Source organism: Bradyrhizobium sp. 22, from assembly GCF_000482425.1.
In the GTDB taxonomy this organism is placed as follows: domain Bacteria; phylum Pseudomonadota; class Alphaproteobacteria; order Rhizobiales; family Xanthobacteraceae; genus Bradyrhizobium; species Bradyrhizobium japonicum_B.
The window spans coordinates 1,292,935-1,311,125 of the sequence record NZ_KI519400.1 but is presented as its reverse complement, the minus strand read 5'-3'; the positions used below and the strand labels follow the sequence as shown (position 1 = coordinate 1,311,125).

Below are 18,191 nucleotides of genomic sequence, written 5' to 3'. Positions count from 1 at the left end.
GCCATCATCGCCCCTCAGTAACCCAGATAGGATTTGCGGATTTCTTCGTTGTTCGCGATGTCCTTGGCCTTGCCGGACATCACGATGCGGCCGGTCTCGATCACATAGGCCTGATCGGCGAGCTCGAGCGCGAGCTGGGCGTTCTGCTCGACCACCAGGATCGACACCTTGTCCTCGCGGTTGATCTTGCTGAGGATGCCGAACAGGTCGCGCACCACCAGCGGGGCGAGCCCGAAGGAGGGCTCGTCCAGCAGCATCAGCCGCGGCCGCAGCATCAGGGCGCGGGCGACCGCGAGCATCTGCTGCTCGCCGCCGGAGAGCGTGCCGGCCTGCTGGGTGTGGCGCTGCTTCAACACCGGGAAATGCGCATACATGCGCTCGATGTCGGAGACGATGCCGGCGCTGTCCTTGCGGGTGATGGCCCCGAGCTGGAGGTTCTCTTCCACGGTCATGTTGGTGAAGGTACCGCGGCCCTGCGGCACGTGGGCGATGCCGAATCGCACGATGCTCTCGGTGGAGCGGTTGTTGAGCGGCTTGCCTTCAAACTCGACTCCGCCGGTGGAGCGCACCATGTTGCAGATCGCGCGCAGCGTGGTGGTCTTGCCGGCGCCGTTGGCGCCCAGCAGCGTCGTCAGCGAGCCCTCGTTGAGCGAGAAGGACAGGCCGTGGAGCGCCTGGACCTGGCCATAATAGGCGCGCAGGTCCTTGACGTTGAGCAGTGGCGTCATTGGTCTTTGCTCCCGAGATAGGCCTTGATGACGTCGGGGTCGGCCTGCACCTGGGCGGGGGTTCCTTCCGCGAGCTTCTTGCCGAAATTCAGCGCGACGACGTGGTCGGCGATCGACATCACGAGGCCCATGTGGTGCTCGACCAGCAGCACGGTCATGTGGCGCTCGTCGCGGATTTTGCGGATGAGGTCCCCGAGCACGTAGACTTCCTCGTGGTTGAGGCCGCCGGCCGGCTCGTCGAGCAGCAGGATCTTCGGATCCGCCGCCAGCGCGCGCGCCAGTTCGACGCGCTTCTGCGTGCCGAACGGCAGGCCGGACACGACGGTATGGGCGACATCCTCGAGGCCGAGATACGCGAGGATCTCCTGCACCTTCCTGTTGATGCTGGCCTCGCTGCGCCGGACCCAGGCAAGCCTCAAGGAGTCGCTGATGATGTCGCTGGAGGTCTTCGCATGGGCGCCGACGCGAACGTTGTCCATTACCGAGAGATTCGGAAACAGCGCCACGTTCTGGAAGGTGCGGCCGATGCCGATCTCGGCGATCCGGTGCGGCGGGCGCGTCAGGATGCTTGCGCCTTCCATCAGGATGTCGCCGGACGAGGGCTGATACAGCCGGGACAGGCAGTTGAACAGCGTGGTCTTGCCGGCGCCATTGGGGCCGATCAAGCCGAGGATCTGGCCCTTGTGCATGTCGAATGACACACCATTGAGCGCGACGATGCCGCCGAACACGACGCTGACGTCGCGAACCGCGAGCAGGGGCGATGTCCCCTGCGCGAGCTGTGCCTGCGTCATCTCGTCTCGCTCACGTCGTTCAGTGAGCGCAGGGGCGATGCGAACCGCTCCCGACGATGACAAAGGCTATCTGATCCCCTCGGCCAAACGAGCAACTTTCCCTCCTGATTTCAGCTTTTTGCTGACGTCTTTTTTTGAATGCGGCATCAGACCACCGAGTGCCGCTTCGATGTTCCTTACCATCGCCAAGAGACGCGGTCCAATGTCGTTGATCAAACGCTCTTCCGTGAAGCGGAATGCGGGCGCGCCGCAATTGAATGCGTAAGGTCCGGTTCCGTCGTTGAGCTTGAGCGCGACGCCGGCGGCGCCGATGTCGTCGTGCCAGTCGCCGACCGAAATCGCAAAACCGTATTTCGCGACGGTTTCGCCGGAACGTTCCAACCCGTCGCGCATCTTCGGCCAGCGGCTGCCGTAATGCTCGCGCAACAGACGCGACAACTCCGCGCGATCGGTGTCGTCGAGCGCCCAGAAATAGGCGCGGCCCATCGCACTGGTTGCGATCGGCACACGGGCGCCGACGTCAAGTTGAACGCCGACCGTCTCGCTGCCGCGGCTTTGCCCGAAATAGATCATGCTGTGACGGTCGCGGCCGCCGACCGCGACGGCACCGCCGGTCGCGCGCATCACCTCCTCGCGGAACGGCTCGGACAAATGCCGAACGCCGAGATTGGCAAGCGCGGCGTAGCCGAGCGACATCGCGGCAGGGGTGAGCTGGTACTTCTCGAAGCGGGGAACCGGCGCGAGATAACCCAGCTTGGTCAGCGTGTAAGTCAGCCGCGACACCGTCGGCTTCGGCAGATTGGTGCGCGCCGCAATCTCCTGATTGCCCAGAAGGCCGTCATTGGGGTGGAATGCTCGCAATACGTCCAGTCCGCGGGAAAGCGCGACGACGAAATTCCGATCGGTCGCTGGCTTCTTTCCTGTACGCTTCATCCCTGATCTGCTTCTTGCGCGGAGTCGTTGACAAGCCACGTGCTTCAAAATAACCCTGCCGTCAAGATGCGGAATTAAATTCCGCACCGCGAAATCGAACAAAAGTTAATCCCCACCAAGGAGGGAACACCGTGAGCGAAGTGGTCAAGCTTGAGCGTCATGACGAGGTCGGGATCGTCACGGTCAACAGCCCTCCGGTCAACGCGCTGAGCGCCGCGGTCCGCGGTGGCATCCTGGAGTGCATCAAGGCCGCCATCGCCGATTCCGCCATCAAGGGCATCGTGCTGACCTGCGCCGGTCGCACCTTCATCGCGGGCGCCGACATCACCGAGTTCGGCAAGCCGCCGAAGCCGCCCGCCCTCAACGACGTGCTGTCCGAGATCGAGAACTCGCCGAAGCCGGTGGTCGCCGCGATCCACGGCACGGCGCTCGGCGGCGGCCTCGAGGTCGCGCTCGCCTGTCATTTCCGCGTCGCGGTGAAGGAGGCCAAGCTCGGCCTGCCCGAGGTGAAGCTCGGCCTGCTGCCGGGCGCCGGCGGCACCCAGCGCCTGCCGCGCGCGGTCGGTCCCGAGCTCGCGGTCAAGATGATCGTCGGCGGCGATCCCATCGGTGCGGCGGAAGCGCTCAAGAACGGCCTGATCGAGGAGATCGTCGAGGGACCGGCATCGGGCGGCGAAGCCTTCGTGCGCAAGCTGATCGCGGAGAAGCGTCCGCTGCGGCGTCTGCGCGACGACGATTCCAAGATCGCGGCCGCCAAGGCCGACCGCTCGATCTTCACCAACGCGGTCGCCGCCATGACCAAGAAGTCGCGCGGCCTGGAGGCGCCGTTCGCCGCCGCCGACGCGGTCGGCTACGCCATCGACCTGCCCTTCGACGAGGGTCTCAAGAAGGAGCGCGAGGGCTTCCTCAAGCTCGTCGCCAGCGACCAGTCCAAGGCGCAGCGCTACGCCTTCTTCGCCGAGCGCGAAGCCGCCAAGATCGCCGGCGTCCCTGAAGGCACCAAGCCGCGTGCCGTGAACCGCGTCGCCATCCTCGGCGCCGGCACCATGGGCGGCGGCATCGCGATGTCCTTTGCCAATGCCGGCATCCCCGTCACCCTGATCGAGACCGGCGAGGAGCAGCTCAAGCGCGGCATGGGCATCATGCAGAAGAACTGGGAAGCGACCGCGGCGCGCGGCGGCATTCCGGCCGATGCGCCCGCCAAGCGCATGGCGCTGATCAACGGCGTCGTCGGCATCGAGAATGTCGGCGATGCCGACCTCGTCATCGAAGCCGTGTTCGAGACCATGGCGGTGAAGAAGGAAGTGTTCGGCAAGCTCGACCAATACGCCAAGCAGGGCGCCGTGCTCGCCTCCAACACGTCCTACCTCAACATCGACGAGATCGCGAAGTCGACCAAGCGTCCGCAGGACGTGCTCGGCATGCACTTCTTCTCGCCGGCAAACGTCATGAAGCTGTGCGAGATCGTGCGCGCCGACAAGACCGCGCCGGACGCCCTCGTGACGGCCGTCAATATCGCGCGCAAGATTGCCAAGGTGCCGGCCGTGGTCGGCGTCTGCGACGGCTTCGTCGGCAACCGCATGCTGGCCCAGCGCGGCAAGCAGTCCGAAAAGCTATTGTTCGAGGGCGCCTTGCCGCAGCAGGTCGATGCCGTCGTCACCAAGTTCGGCATGCCGATGGGACCGTTCGCGATGGGCGATCTCGCCGGCCTCGACATCGGCTGGCGCTCGCGCAAGGACCGCGGCATCAAGTCGGAGATCGCGGACGCGCTGTGCGAAGCCGGCCGCTTCGGCCAGAAGACCGGCAAGGGCTACTACAAGTACGAAGCCGGCTCCCGCGCGCCGCTGCCCGACCCTGATGTCGAGAAGCTGATCGACGAGACGCTTGCCCGCCTCGGCCGCAAGAAGCGCGTCGTCAGCGACGAGGAGATCCTCGAACGCATGATGTATCCGATGATCAACGAGGGCGCGAAGATCCTGGAGGAGGGTATCGCGGCACGTCCCTCCGACATCGACGTGGTCTGGCTCTACGGCTATGGCTGGCCGATCTACCGCGGCGGCCCGATGTTCTGGGCCGACAGCGTCGGCCTCAAGCACATCGCCGATCGGCTCTCCTACTACGCCAAGGAGACCAACGATCCGAGCCTCGAGCCCGCGCCGCTGTTGAAGAAGCTCGCCGCCGAAGGCAAGACGTTCGCGTCACTGGCGGCTGCGTCGAAGGCCGCTTGATGGAGCGTCGCGCTCCAGCTCTCAGTCATTCCGGGGCGCCCGCAGGGCGAACCCGGAATCTCGAGATTCCGGGTTCGATGCTTCGCATCGCCCCGGAATGACGGCTAGTGTGGTTTAGGGAATCCATGACCCATCCCGGCGAACAGTTTTACCCCGAGGGCGTGCATTGGGACGATCCCATCGCCCAGGGCACGCTCCCGGACCTGCTCTCGAAGGCTGCCGCCGATTACGGTCCGCGCACCGCGCTGGAGTTCCGCGATCGCGCCATCACCTATACCGAGCTCGCGGCGTTGGCCGAGCGCGCCGCCGCGGCGTTTCTCCGCGCCGGCTGCGGCAAGGGCACGTCGATTGCGCTGTTCCTCGGCAATTCGCCGGATCATCCCGTCAACTTCTTCGGCGCGCTGAAGGCGGGCGCCCGTGTCGCGCACCTCTCGCCGCTCGACGGCGAGATCGCGCTGACGCACAAGGTGTCGGATTCCGGCGCGCGTCTGCTCGTCACCTCGAACCTCCAGGCCTTGTTGCCGACCGCGCTCAAATTCCTGGACAAGGGCCTGATCGACCGCCTCGTCGTCTGCGAGGACGACACTTGGGGCAAGGTCGGCACGCCGCAGGCGGCGATCCCCGACGATCCCCGCATCGTCACCTTCAGGGCCTTCGTCGAGGGCGCCACCGCGCCGGCGCAATGGCCGTCCGTGACGGCCGACGACGTCGCGCTGCTGCAATATACCGGCGGCACCACCGGCCTGCCCAAGGGCGCGATGCTCACGCACGGCAACCTCACCTCCGCGGTGTCGATCTACGATGTCTGGGGCAAGCCGGGACGCGCCACGCGCGGCGACGTGATCGAGCGCGTGATCTGCGTGCTGCCGCTGTTCCATATCTACGCGCTCACCGTGGTGCTGCTGTCCTCGCTCAGCCGCGGCAACCTGATCTCGCTGCACCAGCGCTTCGACGTCGAAGCCGTGATGCGCGACATCGAGGTCAAGCGCGCGACCTACTTTCCGGGCGTGCCGACGATGTGGATCGCGATCGCGGCGCTCCCTGATCTCGACAAGCGCGACTTCTCCTCGCTCGTCACGATCGGCTCCGGCGGCGCGCCGCTCCCAGTCGAGATCGCGAGCTTCTTCGAGCGCAAGGTCGGCAAGAAGCTGAAGAGCGGCTGGGGCATGACCGAGACCTGCTCGCCCGGCACCGGCCATCCGCCCACGGGGCCGGAGAAGCCCGGCTCGATCGGCCTGATGCTGCCCGGCATCGAGCTCGACGTCGTCGCGCTGGACGATCCCAGGCGCGTGCTTCCGCCCGGCGAGGTCGGCGAGATCCGCATCAAGGGCCCGAACGTCACCAGGGGCTATTGGAACAAGCCGGAGGGCTCGGCGGACGCCTTCGTCGACGGCCGTTTCCTCACCGGCGACATCGGCTATGTCGATGCCGACGGCTATTTCTTCCTGGTCGACCGCAAGAAGGACATGATCATCTCCGGCGGCTTCAACGTCTATCCGCAGATGATCGAGCAGGCGATCTACACCATTCCGGGCGTGCACGAGGTGATCGTGCTCGGCATTCCCGACCCGTATCGGGGCGAGGCGGCCAAGGCCTTCATCAAGCTGAAGCCGGACGCAAAGCCGTTCTCGCTCGACGAGCTGCGCAGCCAGCTTGCGGGCAAGCTCGGCAAGCACGAAGTGCCGGCCGCGGTCGAATTCGTCGACGATCTGCCGCGCACGCCGGTCGGAAAATTGTCGCGCCACGAATTGCGTCAGCAGCAGAAACCGTCACAATCCGTTCAACAAGCATCAGGAGGTCGTTCTTGACCGACGCCGTCATCGTTTCCACCGCCCGCACCCCGATCGGCAAGGCCTATCGCGGCGCGCTCAACGCCACCGAGGGCGCCACGCTGCTCGGCCACGCCATTGGCGAAGCCGTCGCGCGCGCCAAGGTCGATCCCAAGGAGATCGAGGACGTCGTGATGGGCGCCGCGCTGCAGCAGGGCGCGACCGGCGGCAACATCGCGCGCAAGGCGCTGCTCCGCGCCGGCCTTCCCGTCACCGTCGCCGGCACCACCATCGACCGGCAATGCGCCTCGGGCCTGCAGGCGATCGCGCTTGCCGCGCGCTCGGTGATCTTCGACGGTGTCGAGATCGCGGTCGGCGGCGGCGGCGAATCGATCAGCCTCGTGCAGAACGACAAGATGAACGGCTTCCACGCCCAGGATCCGGCGCTGCTCAAGATCAAGGGCGAGGTCTACATGCCCATGATCGACACGGCGGAGGTGGTCGCCAAGCGCTACGGCATCTCGCGCGAGAGGCAGGACGAATATTCGCTGGAAAGCCAGCGTCGCACCGCGGCGGCGCAGCAGGGCGGCAAGTTCAAGGAGGAGATCGCGCCGATCACGACGCAGATGGCGGTCACCGACAAGGCCACCGGCGCTGTCACGATGAAGGAGGTCACGCTGTCGCAGGACGAAGGCCCGCGTCCCGAGACCACGATCGAAGGCCTTGCCGGCCTCAAGCCGGTGCGCGGCGAAGGTTTCTCGATCACCGCCGGCAATGCCAGCCAGCTCTCCGACGGCGCCAGCGCCTCGGTGATCATGAGCGACAAGGAAGCATCCAGGCGCGGCCTCAAGCCGCTCGGCATCTTCCGCGGCTTCGTCTCGGCCGGCTGCGAGCCGGACGAGATGGGCATCGGCCCGGTCTTCGCCGTGCCGCGCCTGCTCAAGCGCCACGGCCTCACTGTCGACGACATCGCCCTGTGGGAGCTCAACGAGGCCTTCGCGGTGCAGGTGCTGTATTGCCGCGACAAGCTCGGCATCGACCCCGACAAGATCAACGTCGACGGCGGCGCGATCGCGGTCGGCCATCCCTACGGCATGTCGGGCGCGCGCCTGACCGGCCACGCCCTGATCGAAGGCCGCCGCCGCAAGGCCAAATACGCGGTCGTCACCATGTGCGTCGGCGGCGGCATGGGCGCGGCGGGTTTGTTCGAGGTGCTGCAGTAACCGGCCCGTCGTTCCGGGGCATTCGCGGTACGCGAATGAACCCGGAACCTCGCGCCACAAACTTCCGGACTCCGGGTTCGCGCGTTGCGCGCCCCGGAGTGACGAACAGAGAACAACGCTCACAGGAGGATCCGATGGATCTCGCATTCACTAGGGAAGAGCAGGCGTTTCGCGAGGAAGTACGGCAGTTCTTCCGCGACAACGTGCCGCCGGATACGCGGCGCAAGATGGTCGAGGGCCGTCACCTCTCCAAGGACGAGATGGTGACTTGGTGGCGCATCCTCAATAAGAAGGGCTGGGGCGTCAGCCACTGGCCGAAGGAATATGGCGGCACCGGCTGGACCGCCGTGCAGCACTACATCTTCAACGAGGAGCTCCAGGCCCACCCGGCGCCGCAGCCGCTCGCCTTCGGCGTCAGCATGGTCGGTCCGGTCATCTACACCTTCGGCAACGAGGAGCAGAAGAAGAAGTACCTGCCGCGCATCGCCAATGTCGACGATTGGTGGTGCCAGGGCTTCTCCGAGCCAGGCTCCGGCTCGGACCTCGCCTCGCTGAAGACCAAGGCCGAGCGCCGCGGCGACAAGTGGATCATCAACGGCCAGAAGACCTGGACCACGCTGGCCCAGCACGCCGACATGATCTTCTGCCTCTGCCGCACCGACAACAATGCCAAGAAGCAGATGGGCATCTCCTTCATCGTGTTCTCGATGAAGTCCAAGGGCGTCACCGTGCGCCCGATCCAGACCATCGACGGCGGCCATGAGGTCAACGAGGTGTTCTTTGACGACGTCGAGGTGCCCATCGAGAACCTGATCGGCGAGGAGAACAAGGGCTGGGATTACGCAAAATTCCTGCTCGGCAACGAGCGCACCGGCATCGCCCGTGTCGGCGTCTCCAAGGAGCGGCTGCGCCGCATCCGCGATCTCGCCGGCAAGGTCGAATCCGGCGGCAAGCCGATCCTCCAGGATGCCGCGTTCCGCGAGAAGCTGGCGGCCTGCGAGATCGAGCTGAAGGCGCTCGAGCTGACCCAGCTGCGCGTCGTCGCCGACGAGGGCAAGCACGGCAAGGGCAAGCCCAATCCGGCGTCCTCCGTGCTGAAGATCAAGGGCTCCGAGATCCAGCAGACCACCACCGAGCTGCTCATGGAAGTGATCGGCCCGTTCGCCGCGCCCTACGACGTGCACGGCGACGACGGCTCGAACGAGGCCATGGACTGGACCGCCCAGATCGCGCCGAGCTACTTCAACAACCGCAAGGTCTCGATCTACGGCGGCTCCAACGAGATCCAGCGCAACATCATCGCCAAGGCGGTGCTGGGGCTCTAGGCGTCGTTCCGGGGCGCGACCAAGTCGCGAGCCGGAATCCATAACCACACACTCGCCGTCATGGCCGGGCTTGACCCGGCCATCCACGCCTAACGGCACCAAGAACGTGGATGCCCGGCACAAGACTAGGCATGACGACCTCAATACCGGGAGAGTAGAAAACAATGGATTTTGATCTGAACGAGGAGCAGCGGCTTCTCAAGGAAAGCATCGACGGCCTCTTGACCGATTCCTACGATTTCGAGCAGCGCAAGAAATACATGGCGGAGAAGGGCGGCTGGAGCAAAACGGTATGGCTCAAGCTTGCCGAGCAGGGCCTGCTCGGCCTGCCCTTCAGCGAGGCCGAGGGCGGCTTCGGCGGCGGCGGCGTCGAGACCATGATCGTGATGGAAGCGCTCGGCAAGGCGCTGGTGCTGGAGCCCTATCTCGCCACGGTCGTGATCGGCGGCGGCTTCCTGCGCCATGCCGGCACCGATGCGCAGAAGGCCGCGCACGTGCCTTCGATCATCGACGGCAGCAAGACGCTCGCCTTCGCCCAGCTCGAGAAGAATTCGCGCTACGATCTGTTCGACGTCACCACGACTGCGAAGAAGAAGGGCGACGGCTGGGTGATCGACGGCGAGAAGTTCGTCGTGCTCAACGGCGAGAACGCCGACACGCTCCTCGTCACCGCGCGCACCAAGGGCGAGCGCCGCGACAGGTCCGGCATCGGCGTGTTCCTGGTCCCGGCGAATGCCAAGGGCGTCGCCAGGAAGGGCTATCCGACCCAGGACGGCCTGCACGCCGCCGACATCACCTTCACCGGTGTCGAGGTCGGTGCCGATGCCGTGCTCGGCAACCCCGAGGATTCGCTCGCGCTGATCGAGCGCGTGGTGGATGAGGCCCGCGTCGCGCTCTGCGCCGAGGCGGTCGGGCTGATGGACGAATCGCTCAAGACCACGGTCGAGTACATCAAGACGCGCAAGCAGTTCGGCGTTGCGATCGGCTCGTTCCAGTCGCTGCAGCACCGCGCCTCCGACATGTTCGTCGCGGCCGAGCAGGCGCGCTCGATGTCGATGTTCGCCACCATGGCGAACGATTTCGAGAACGCCAAGGAGCGCAGCAACGCGATCGCCGCGGCCAAGGTGCAGATCGGCAAGTCGGCCAAATTCGTCGGCCAGCAGTCGATCCAGCTCCACGGCGGCATCGGCATGACCATGGAGGCGAAGATCGGTCACTACTTCAAGCGCCTCACCATGATCGAGAACACCTTCGGCGACACCGACTACCACCAGCGCCGCGTCGCCGACGCGGGTGGGTTGGTCTAGTCGCCGTATCGCGAGGCGACAGCTACACAAAGATCGTCATGCCCGGGCTTGTCCCGGGCATCCACGTCTTGGCGGCAACGAAGAACGTGGATGGCCGGGACAAGCCCGGCCATGACGATGGGGCAAACACGTCGAAACAGAAGAGGGACACCCATGAGAAACACCCCGTTCGATCTCACCGGCAAGGTCGCGGTCGTCACCGGCTCCAGCCGCGGCATCGGCCGCTCCTCCGCGGAACTTCTGGCCAAGTTAGGGGCCAAGGTCGTCGTCTCCTCGCGCAAGGCCGACGCCTGCAAGGAGGTCGCCGACGGCATCATTGCGGCCGGCGGCGACGCCATCGTCATTCCCTGCAACATCGCGCGCAAGGCCGAGGTTGAGGCGCTGATCTCCGGCACGACCAAGCATTACGGCAAGATCGACATCCTGGTCTGCAACGCCGCGGTCAATCCCTACTACGGCCCGCTGCTCGACATATCAGACGAAGCCTTCGACAAGATCATGGGCTCGAACGTCAAGAGCAACATCTGGCTCTCCGCGCTCGCGATCCCTGAGATGGCGGAGCGCGGCAACGGCTCTGTGATCATCATCTCCTCGATCGGCGGCCTGCGCGGCTCCACCGTGATCGGCGCCTACGGCATCTCCAAGGCCGCCGACTTCGCGCTGTGCCGCTCGCTCGCCGGCGAATGGGGCCCGAAAGGCGTCCGCGTCAATTGCATCGCGCCCGGCCTGGTCAAGACCGACTTCGCCCGCGCGCTGTGGGAAGACGAAGCCAACCTCAAGCGCCGCACTGCCACCACGCCGCTGCGCCGCATCGGCGAGCCCGACGAGATCGCCGGCGCCGTCGCCTACCTCGCCTCCGACGCCTCGAGCTTCATGACCGGCCAGACCATCGTCATCGACGGCGGCGTGACGACCGCGGCGGTGTAGTCCTTTCACTACTTGCAATTGTGCCGCGCGCACGCTTCACTTCACCCTCCCCTGGAGGGGTCCGGGACGAGCGCAGCTCGCCCGTGGGTCGCCGCGCATGCAATGCGGGGTGGGGTGAAGCCACACCAATGGTCTCGACATCAATCCGACGTGCCGCCGCGAAGAAACTGAGGGCGAATACGACTCCGCACGAGCGGATGTTGTGGCGCGCGCTCAAGGAACTTCCGATGGACGGCTCGCACTTCCGCCGCCAAGCGCCGATCGGTCCCTACGTCGTCGACTTCTTCTGCCCGGCCAAGCGTCTCATCATCGAGCTCGACGGCGGCCACCACAACGAAGACGCCACGGCCGCCCACGATCTCGAACGTCAGCGCTGGCTCGAGAACGAAGGCTATCGCGTTGTCCGGTTCTGGAATTCGGAGATCAACGCCGACCTCACCGCGGTCCTCGAACGCATCTATGTCGAGCTCTACGGATCGCGCGAAGCGGAAACCATCCGCCTCCAGCACCGTCGCAACCGGAAAACGCGAACCTGAACTCAGAAGCACGCTTTCTTACCCTCCCCTGGAGGGGGAGGGTCGATCGCGCGTAGCGCGAGCGGGGTGGGGTGATCTCTCCCCACGGGCACTGATAGCTGTGGAGAGACCTTCACCCCACCCCGGATCACATTCCGCTGCGCTCCATGTGATCCGACCCTCCCCCTCCAGGGGAGGGTAGGCGAGACCAACCTTGACCTTGCCGCCCTAATCCGCTCCCTTTGGCGCGACACGATGACCCCTCCAGGGGAAAACGCTCAAAGGAACGCCAAGGTAAGCTCCCATGTCTTTCGTCCTCGCCATCGACCAGGGCACCACCTCCTCGCGCGCGATCGTGTTTCGCGGCGACATCTCCATCGCGGCGAAGGCGCAAGCCGAGTTCCCGCAGCATTTCCCGGCCTCGGGCTGGGTCGAGCACGAGCCGGAGGACATCTGGACCTCGACCGTGATGGTCTGCCGCGAGGCGATCGAGCAGGCCGGCATCAGCGCAAAGGACATCGCCGCGATCGGCATCACCAACCAGCGCGAGACCACCGTGGTGTGGGACCGCGCGACGGGGCAGGCCGTGCACCGCGCCATCGTCTGGCAGGACCGCCGCACCGCCGACATCTGCGCGAAACTCAAGGCTGAAGGCCGCGAGCCCGTGATCTCGCAGAAGACCGGCCTGATTATCGATCCCTATTTCTCCGGCACCAAGGTCGCCTGGATTCTCGACCACGTCCCCGGCGCCCGCGCCCGCGCGGCGCGCGGCGAATTGATGTTCGGCACCGTCGATTGCTATCTGCTGTGGCGCCTCACCGGCGGCAAGGTGCACGCCACCGACGCCACCAACGCCTCGCGCACGCTGCTGTTCAACATCCACACGGGCCAGTGGGACGACGAGCTCCTGGAGATCATCGGCGTGCCGCGCTCGATGCTACCCGAGGTGAAGGATTCCTCCGCCCGCTTCGGCGAGAGCACGCCGGATCTGTTCGGCGGCGCGATCGCCATCTCCGGCATCGCCGGCGACCAGCAGGCCGCCACCATCGGCCAGGCCTGCTTCCGCCCGGGCATGATGAAGTCCACCTACGGCACCGGCTGCTTTGCGCTGCTCAACACCGGCACCACGCCGGTCGTCTCCAAAAACAAGCTGCTCACCACCGTCGCCTATCAGCTCGACGGCAAACGCACCTACGCGCTCGAAGGCTCGATCTTCGTTGCGGGCTCGGCGGTGCAATGGCTGCGCGACGGCCTCGGCATCATCAAGCATGCCGCCGAGACCGGTCCTCTTGCCGACCAGTCCGACTCCATGCAGAGCGTCTATCTCGTGCCGGCCTTCGTCGGCATGGGCGCGCCCTACTGGAATCCTAGGGTGCGCGGCGCGCTGTTCGGCCTCACCCGCAACACCGGCCCCGCCGAGCTCGCCCACGCCGCGCTGGAGAGCGTCTGCTACCAGACCTTCGACCTCTGGGCCGCGATGCGCGCGGACTGGCCGAGCTCGGAAACCGCCAGCGTCGTGCTCCGCGTCGACGGCGGCATGACGGCGTCGGACTGGACCATGCAGCGCCTTGCCGATCTCCTCGACGCGCCGGTCGATCGCCCCGTGATCCAGGAGACCACGGCACTCGGCGCCGCCTACCTCGCCGGCCTCAACGCCGGCGTCTATCCCGAGCCGACCAAGTTCGCCGACAATTGGCGCTTGGAGCATCGCTTCAAGCCGAACATGAGCCAGGCGACAAGGGAGAGAAAGCTGGCGGGCTGGGCGCGCGCGGTGAAGGGCGTGCTGGCGAGCGATGAGGGGGAGGGGTAGCGGTAAACTTCGTAGCCCGGATGGAGCGCAGCGAAATCCGGGACCGCTGCCGGCTCTGCCAAGAATCCCGCATTACGCTGCGCTCCATCCGGGCTACACGGTTGCGAGAACAATGATCCTCCCCGACGGCTATTCCGACGTCCCCAACGGCAAGATCGCCGCAATCGTCACGCATCTGGAGATGACCGCACCTCCCGCGCGCCGCGACGATCCGCCCGGCAAGTGGACCCTGCGCAAGGTCGATTCCCCCGCGCTTCATTGGTACCGCGACATCTTCCGCCGCGTCGGCGAGGACTGGCTTTGGTTCTCGCGCGCCCGCATGACCGACGCTGACCTCGCCGCAATCATCCAAGCGCCTGATGTTGAAATCTACGCGCTGGTCGCCGACGGCCGCGACGAAGGCCTGCTCGAGTTCGACTTCCGCGACCCCGGCCAGTGCGAGCTGGCCTATTTCGGCGTCACCGCTGGCCTCATCGGCACCGGCGCTGCCCGCTTCCTGATGAACCGCGCACTGGAGCGCGCCTGGTTACGCGACGTCCGCCGCGTCTGGGTCCACACCTGCACGCTCGATCATCCCTCCGCCGTCGCCTTCTACCAGCGCTCCGGCTTCCGCGCGTTCCGCCGCCAGATCGAGATCGCCGACGATCCGCGGCTCGACGGCACGGCGCCGCGAACGGCCGCGAAGCATGTGCCGATTATCGAATAGTGCGCGGCCGTAGCCCGGATGGAGCGAAGCGCAATCCGGGACCAGTCTTTCACCAAGCGAGACCGCCCAAACTAAGCTAGCCGCATCCAGGCTGCACGGCTCTGAGACTGTTCTAGTGGAGCAGCATCCTGCCCCGAAGATCTCGATCAGCTCTCCGGCTCGAAGATGGCCCGAGAAAGCAGTCTACAGACTTCGTCTTCGCCGAGATCAGTCCAACTGAGTCCCTTAACATTCAGCAGCGCGGGGCTATAATCGTACACCATCTTACTCGTGACGCCGTACCATACTGGAAGTATGACCTGGCTATGCTCCAGAATTTCTCTCGTGAATATCGAATCGAACTCCTTTTTGGTCCATCCCTTGTTCGCGAAAAACTGCGGGCTGAGTATAAGGATGCACTTCTTGCATTCTTTCAGCCCTCGTTCGATGCTGTCCCTGAGATTGTCGCCTACGTTCAACGAGAACTCATCATACCATACGGGGCACATAAGCCTCTGAAGGTGAAGCGCGATCTTCCGTGCAACGTCCTGCTTGTCTCTTGAATCGTGACTGATGAAAGCTAACGGGCGCTCACCCTTTGCTCTCTGTGCGGCGTGACGCACGGACCTGAACTGGATGTCATGCCCAAGAGTCTTTCCTTCATCTTTCAATTGAATAACTTCCGCTTCTGAGAGTTGGGACTCCGTGTAGATGAAGATCCGCCTTGAGGCGTCGATTTCTTTCATTGAGGTCCACGCCGGGTCGTCAAAGAATTTAGCTCGAATTTCGAGCGGATTATCGTGCTTTACCTCAAGCTGTCCTGGGAAAAAACGTGTATTGGGGAGAGTCACCTGACCCCGAAATTTGACTTGTGTCTTTCCGTATTCCAGACTTCGGATAATCTCAAGGAACTGATCAATTGGAGCAGAGTGATCGGGGACATAGCAGGCCAGAAAGCTTTTCATTCCTGCGAAGTCATAAAGGATCACTCCTTGTACATCGCCTCCAGTCTTCAGTGGGAAATCAACGTGAACGCGCACGGCGAAGCTGAAGTCTGCATCAAAGTACTCCCGTAACGTCGCCATTGACTAATGCTCCTACCATCTGCCTGAGCAACGCGCATTGTAAGAGCATTTCGCCTATCAAAACACCTCCTGCTTCCCCCGCGCCAGCGAAAACCCTCGCTGCATCGCGTTGAAGCACGTCAGCCCGGTCTGCTCCGACCGGCACGTGAATCCCCCGCGCTGCCACACCTCGCCATAGGCCAGCACCGGCAGTGATTGATCCATCACGGTGTCGCCGGCGCAGATGCGGCTGGCGGCGCCCTTCGCGCTCATCTCGAAGGCGTGGCCCCAGTCGAGCTCGCAATCGGCGGGCCGGCGCGGGCGCGCGTCCATGTTCATGATGTCGCAGCGGAGCACGCCTTTATCGTTGGCTTGGCCGTTATCGGTGAAGAACTGGCAGGCGATGTTCTTCGACGGCGTCAGGAAGCCGATCGGGCGGTCCTGCGCGTGGGCGGCGCCGATCATCGCCAACAGGATCGCTATCAGGATCAGTCCGCATGGCCCCGCCATGTCATTCCCGCTCAGCTGTCGAAATTCACCGCCGTTGTGTTGGCGCCGCAGACCAGGACCGCGACGCGTTCGCCGGCCGAGGGACGATAGCGGCCGGAGAGCACCGCGGCAAAGGCGGCGGCGCCGCCGGGCTCGGCGACGAGGCGCAGGTGCGACCACAGGGCGGCCTGGGCCTGCCGGATCGCATCGTCGCTCACCAGGACCACGCGCTCGACATGGGCGCGCGCGAGCGGAAACATCAGTTCGCCGACGCGCCGCGGCGCAAGGCTGTCGGCGGCGATGCCTCCGGCCGGCGCATCGACCGGCGCGCCCGCCGCGAACGCGCTGTGCAGGGTTGGCGATTGCTCCGGCTCGACCGCGACGATGCGCGTCCGGCCGGCGTACCACGCCGCAATGCCGCCGATCAGTCCGCCGCCGCCGACCGCCACCAGCAGCGTGTCGATGCCGGGCGCATCCTGCTCCAGCTCCAAGCCGACGCTGCCCTGGCCGAGCAGAGTTTCGGCCTGATCGTAGGCATGAACCGCCAGCGCGCCGGTTTGCGCGACATGCGCCTCGCTCGCGGCGAGCGCATCGGCGTAGCGGCTGCCCGCGATCACGAGCTTTGCGCCATAAGTCCTGATCCGCTCGGCCTTGGCCGGCGAGGTGATGTCGGGCACGAAGATCGTGGCGGGAATGCCGAGCCGCTGCGCCGCATAGGCGACGGCCGCGCCGTGATTGCCGCCGGATGCGGCGACGACACCGGCCTGCGGCACCTGCCGCAGCAGCAGGTTGGCGAAGGCGCCGCGCGCCTTGAACGATCCGGAATGCTGCAGCATCTCGAGCTTGAAGGTGACGGGCGCGGCCGGCAGGCCGAAATCGGCGAGATCGGCCTGAAGCAGCGGCGTGCGCCTGATATGCGGGCGGATGACCGCCTCGGTCGCCGCGATCCGCTCCCGATTGATGTCCATTGTCGCTGTCATGATACCGCCCAGGATAGCGCAAGGGAGCGTTGACATCAATTAGCCAATTAGCAAAATGACTAAATGAAATTTGCCCCCGCCCTGCGCGCGCTTGCCAATGAACGCCGCCTGCAGATCCTGGAATGGCTGCGGGATCCGCGGAAGCATTTTCGCGAGCAGGAAGATGGCGACCTGGTCGAGGACGGCGTCTGCGGCTTGCTGATCGCCGAGAAGCTCGGCGTCAGCGCCCCGACTGTGAGCGAGCACATGCGGGTGCTGACATCAGCCAAGCTGGTGCGCGCCAAGCGGATCAAGCAGTGGACGATGTACAAGCGCAACGAGACCGCCATCGCGGCGCTCAAGCGCGCGATCCATGACGGCCTTTGAGCGTGGTGCGCGGTGAGGCCGTCGCGGACGTCGTTGCAGCCGGCGCAATGCTCCCTTTCCGAGATTTTTGTTGCGTCGCATCGTGCTGGTCGGGGAGACTGATCGGCCCTGCCTGTTCAACGATCGAGAAGAGCGAGAACCATGTTCCTGATCGGCCAATATGATTCCCCCTTCGTCCGCCGCGTCGCGATTGCGCTGAGGCTTTACGGGCTTCCCTTCGAGCACCGGCCGTGGTCGACCTTCGGCGATGCCGACAAGATCGCGCCGTACAATCCGCTGCGCCGGGTGCCGACGCTGGTGCTCGACGATGGCGAGGCGCTGATCGAGAGCATGATCATTCTCGACTATCTCGACGACCTCGTCGGCCCCGACAAGGCGATGCTGCCCCGCGGCGGTGCCGAGCGGCGCAAGCATCTGCGCATCTGCGCGCTCGCTTCCGGCCTCGGCGACAAGGCGGTGAGCCTGCTCTACGAGCGCGTGCTGCGAAAGGAGCAACTCGCGCTGTGGGTCGAGCGCTGCCAGGCGCAGATCGGCGACGTGCTGAAGGTGCTGGAGGCCGAGCGGGCGAAGGTGGCAACGCCGTACTGGCTGGGCGATCGCATCGGCCACGCCGACGTTGCGGTGGCCTGCGTCGTCCGCTTCACCCGCGAGGCGCATCCGCAGCTGTTCGACGCCTCGCGCTATCCGGCGCTGTCGGCGCATGCCGAGCGCTGCGAGGCGCTGGCGCCGTTCAAGGAGATCGTGCAGCCCCTGGCGCCGCCGAAGGGGTGAGACGCTCACCCTCCCCTGGAGGGGGAGGGTCGATCGCGCGAAGCGCGAGCGGGGTGGGGTGATCTCTCCACACGGGCAGCGCTTCCGCGGAAAGACTGTCACCCCACCTCGGCTCGCATTTCGCTTCACTGCATGCGAACCGATCCACGGGCGAGCTGCGCTCGTCCCGAACCCTCCAGGGGAGGATGGGCACCGTGCGTGTGCGAAAGTTACAAGACAGCACCGCCGGCTTTGCGCCACCGCGCACGCCAGCCGATAATGGAATACTAGCCCTGTT

General features: G+C 65.3%; 17 protein-coding genes. 11 read left to right on the top strand and 6 right to left on the bottom strand.

Going from position 1 to position 18,191, the window contains the following annotated elements:
* Positions 1 to 14: 14 nt before the first annotated feature.
* The 3 genes from K410_RS0131520 to K410_RS0131510 form a co-directional block, all read right to left on the bottom strand.
* Positions 15 to 728 (bottom strand): ABC transporter ATP-binding protein, encoded by a 714-nt coding sequence (locus tag K410_RS0131520; protein WP_028138571.1) that lies wholly within the window; start codon positions 726 to 728, stop codon positions 15 to 17.
* Positions 725 to 1,522 carry an ABC transporter ATP-binding protein gene (locus K410_RS0131515; protein ID WP_028138570.1) on the bottom strand — a complete coding sequence of 266 codons (798 nt, stop codon included), beginning with the start codon at positions 1,520 to 1,522 and terminating at the stop codon, positions 725 to 727. Before K410_RS0131515 ends, K410_RS0131520 begins: the two co-directional genes overlap by 4 nt.
* Positions 1,523 to 1,588: 66 nt before the next feature.
* Positions 1,589 to 2,455, bottom strand: a complete 867-nt coding sequence (locus K410_RS0131510; RefSeq protein WP_028138569.1) for an IclR family transcriptional regulator — start codon at positions 2,453 to 2,455, stop codon at positions 1,589 to 1,591.
* A gap of 131 nt (positions 2,456 to 2,586) precedes the next feature.
* Here K410_RS0131510 and K410_RS0131505 point away from each other — a divergent pair, with 131 nt between their 5' ends.
* The 9 genes from K410_RS0131505 to K410_RS0131465 all read left to right on the top strand — a co-directional run bounded on the left by K410_RS0131505 (position 2,587) and on the right by K410_RS0131465 (position 14,265).
* A complete protein-coding gene (locus tag K410_RS0131505) occupies positions 2,587 to 4,683 on the top strand; it encodes a 3-hydroxyacyl-CoA dehydrogenase NAD-binding domain-containing protein (RefSeq protein ID WP_028138568.1) in 2,097 nt (698 codons plus the stop codon).
* A gap of 125 nt (positions 4,684 to 4,808) precedes the next feature.
* Complete coding sequence (pimA, locus tag K410_RS0131500) at positions 4,809 to 6,491, top strand: dicarboxylate--CoA ligase PimA (RefSeq protein ID WP_028138567.1); 1,683 nt, start codon at positions 4,809 to 4,811, stop codon at positions 6,489 to 6,491.
* Entirely contained in the window at positions 6,488 to 7,675 is a 1,188-nt protein-coding gene (locus tag K410_RS0131495) for an acetyl-CoA C-acyltransferase (protein WP_028138566.1), read from the top strand. Before pimA ends, K410_RS0131495 begins: the two co-directional genes overlap by 4 nt.
* 134 nt (positions 7,676 to 7,809) lie before the next feature.
* Positions 7,810 to 9,000: a pimeloyl-CoA dehydrogenase large subunit gene (gene pimC, locus K410_RS0131490; RefSeq protein ID WP_028138565.1), complete on the top strand. Its 1,191-nt coding sequence runs from the start codon at positions 7,810 to 7,812 to the stop codon at positions 8,998 to 9,000.
* 164 nt (positions 9,001 to 9,164) lie between these two features.
* On the top strand, positions 9,165 to 10,307 hold the full coding sequence (gene pimD, locus K410_RS0131485; RefSeq protein ID WP_028138564.1) for a pimeloyl-CoA dehydrogenase small subunit: 1,143 nt from the start codon (positions 9,165 to 9,167) through the stop codon (positions 10,305 to 10,307).
* Positions 10,308 to 10,460: 153 nt separating this feature from the next.
* Positions 10,461 to 11,234 (top strand): SDR family NAD(P)-dependent oxidoreductase, encoded by a 774-nt coding sequence (locus K410_RS0131480; protein WP_028138563.1) that lies wholly within the window; start codon positions 10,461 to 10,463, stop codon positions 11,232 to 11,234.
* Between the two features lie 128 nt (positions 11,235 to 11,362).
* Entirely contained in the window at positions 11,363 to 11,770 is a 408-nt protein-coding gene (locus tag K410_RS0131475) for an endonuclease domain-containing protein (protein ID WP_028138562.1), read from the top strand.
* A 283-nt stretch (positions 11,771 to 12,053) separates the two neighbouring features.
* Complete coding sequence (glpK, locus tag K410_RS0131470) at positions 12,054 to 13,559, top strand: glycerol kinase GlpK (RefSeq protein WP_028138561.1); 1,506 nt, start codon at positions 12,054 to 12,056, stop codon at positions 13,557 to 13,559.
* 112 nt (positions 13,560 to 13,671) lie between these two features.
* Complete coding sequence (locus tag K410_RS0131465; RefSeq protein ID WP_028138560.1) at positions 13,672 to 14,265, top strand: GNAT family N-acetyltransferase; 594 nt, start codon at positions 13,672 to 13,674, stop codon at positions 14,263 to 14,265.
* Positions 14,266 to 14,411: 146 nt separating this feature from the next.
* Here the strand turns inward: K410_RS0131465 and K410_RS37525 are convergent, their stop codons facing one another.
* Genes K410_RS37525 through K410_RS0131450 form a run of 3 tightly spaced genes read right to left on the bottom strand, consistent with a single transcriptional unit; the run spans position 14,412 to position 16,813 of the window.
* Positions 14,412 to 15,329 (bottom strand): toll/interleukin-1 receptor domain-containing protein, encoded by a 918-nt coding sequence (locus tag K410_RS37525; RefSeq protein ID WP_049820401.1) that lies wholly within the window; start codon positions 15,327 to 15,329, stop codon positions 14,412 to 14,414.
* A 57-nt stretch (positions 15,330 to 15,386) separates the two neighbouring features.
* Positions 15,387 to 15,818: a DUF6636 domain-containing protein gene (locus K410_RS0131455; protein WP_028138559.1), complete on the bottom strand. Its 432-nt coding sequence runs from the start codon at positions 15,816 to 15,818 to the stop codon at positions 15,387 to 15,389.
* Positions 15,819 to 15,829: 11 nt separating this feature from the next.
* The gene (locus K410_RS0131450) at positions 15,830 to 16,813 is read right to left on the bottom strand and encodes a threonine/serine dehydratase (protein WP_028138558.1); all 984 of its coding nucleotides are present in this window, start codon (positions 16,811 to 16,813) and stop codon (positions 15,830 to 15,832) included.
* 27 nt (positions 16,814 to 16,840) lie between these two features.
* On the opposite strand from K410_RS0131450, the gene K410_RS0131445 reads away from it, so the two are divergent.
* Positions 16,841 to 17,143 carry an ArsR/SmtB family transcription factor gene (locus K410_RS0131445; RefSeq protein ID WP_028138557.1) on the top strand — a complete coding sequence of 101 codons (303 nt, stop codon included), beginning with the start codon at positions 16,841 to 16,843 and terminating at the stop codon, positions 17,141 to 17,143.
* A 141-nt stretch (positions 17,144 to 17,284) separates the two neighbouring features.
* The gene (locus K410_RS0131440; protein ID WP_028138556.1) at positions 17,285 to 17,914 is read left to right on the top strand and encodes a glutathione S-transferase family protein; all 630 of its coding nucleotides are present in this window, start codon (positions 17,285 to 17,287) and stop codon (positions 17,912 to 17,914) included.
* Positions 17,915 to 18,191 lie beyond the last annotated feature (277 nt).

Coding starts and splice junctions, on each gene's coding strand:
- K410_RS0131520 (WP_028138571.1), bottom strand. CDS start 728: ATGACGCCACTGCTCAACGTCAAGGACCTGCGCGCCTATTATGGCCAG.
- K410_RS0131515 (WP_028138570.1), bottom strand. CDS start 1,522: ATGACGCAGGCACAGCTCGCGCAGGGGACATCGCCCCTGCTCGCGGTT.
- K410_RS0131510 (WP_028138569.1), bottom strand. CDS start 2,455: ATGAAGCGTACAGGAAAGAAGCCAGCGACCGATCGGAATTTCGTCGTC.
- pimA (WP_028138567.1), top strand. CDS start 4,809: ATGACCCATCCCGGCGAACAGTTTTACCCCGAGGGCGTGCATTGGGAC.
- pimC (WP_028138565.1), top strand. CDS start 7,810: ATGGATCTCGCATTCACTAGGGAAGAGCAGGCGTTTCGCGAGGAAGTA.
- pimD (WP_028138564.1), top strand. CDS start 9,165: ATGGATTTTGATCTGAACGAGGAGCAGCGGCTTCTCAAGGAAAGCATC.
- K410_RS0131480 (WP_028138563.1), top strand. CDS start 10,461: ATGAGAAACACCCCGTTCGATCTCACCGGCAAGGTCGCGGTCGTCACC.
- K410_RS0131475 (WP_028138562.1), top strand. CDS start 11,363: ATGGTCTCGACATCAATCCGACGTGCCGCCGCGAAGAAACTGAGGGCG.
- glpK (WP_028138561.1), top strand. CDS start 12,054: ATGTCTTTCGTCCTCGCCATCGACCAGGGCACCACCTCCTCGCGCGCG.
- K410_RS0131465 (WP_028138560.1), top strand. CDS start 13,672: ATGATCCTCCCCGACGGCTATTCCGACGTCCCCAACGGCAAGATCGCC.
- K410_RS37525 (WP_049820401.1), bottom strand. CDS start 15,329: ATGGCGACGTTACGGGAGTACTTTGATGCAGACTTCAGCTTCGCCGTG.
- K410_RS0131455 (WP_028138559.1), bottom strand. CDS start 15,818: ATGGCGGGGCCATGCGGACTGATCCTGATAGCGATCCTGTTGGCGATG.
- K410_RS0131450 (WP_028138558.1), bottom strand. CDS start 16,813: ATGTCAACGCTCCCTTGCGCTATCCTGGGCGGTATCATGACAGCGACA.
- K410_RS0131445 (WP_028138557.1), top strand. CDS start 16,841: ATGAAATTTGCCCCCGCCCTGCGCGCGCTTGCCAATGAACGCCGCCTG.
- K410_RS0131440 (WP_028138556.1), top strand. CDS start 17,285: ATGTTCCTGATCGGCCAATATGATTCCCCCTTCGTCCGCCGCGTCGCG.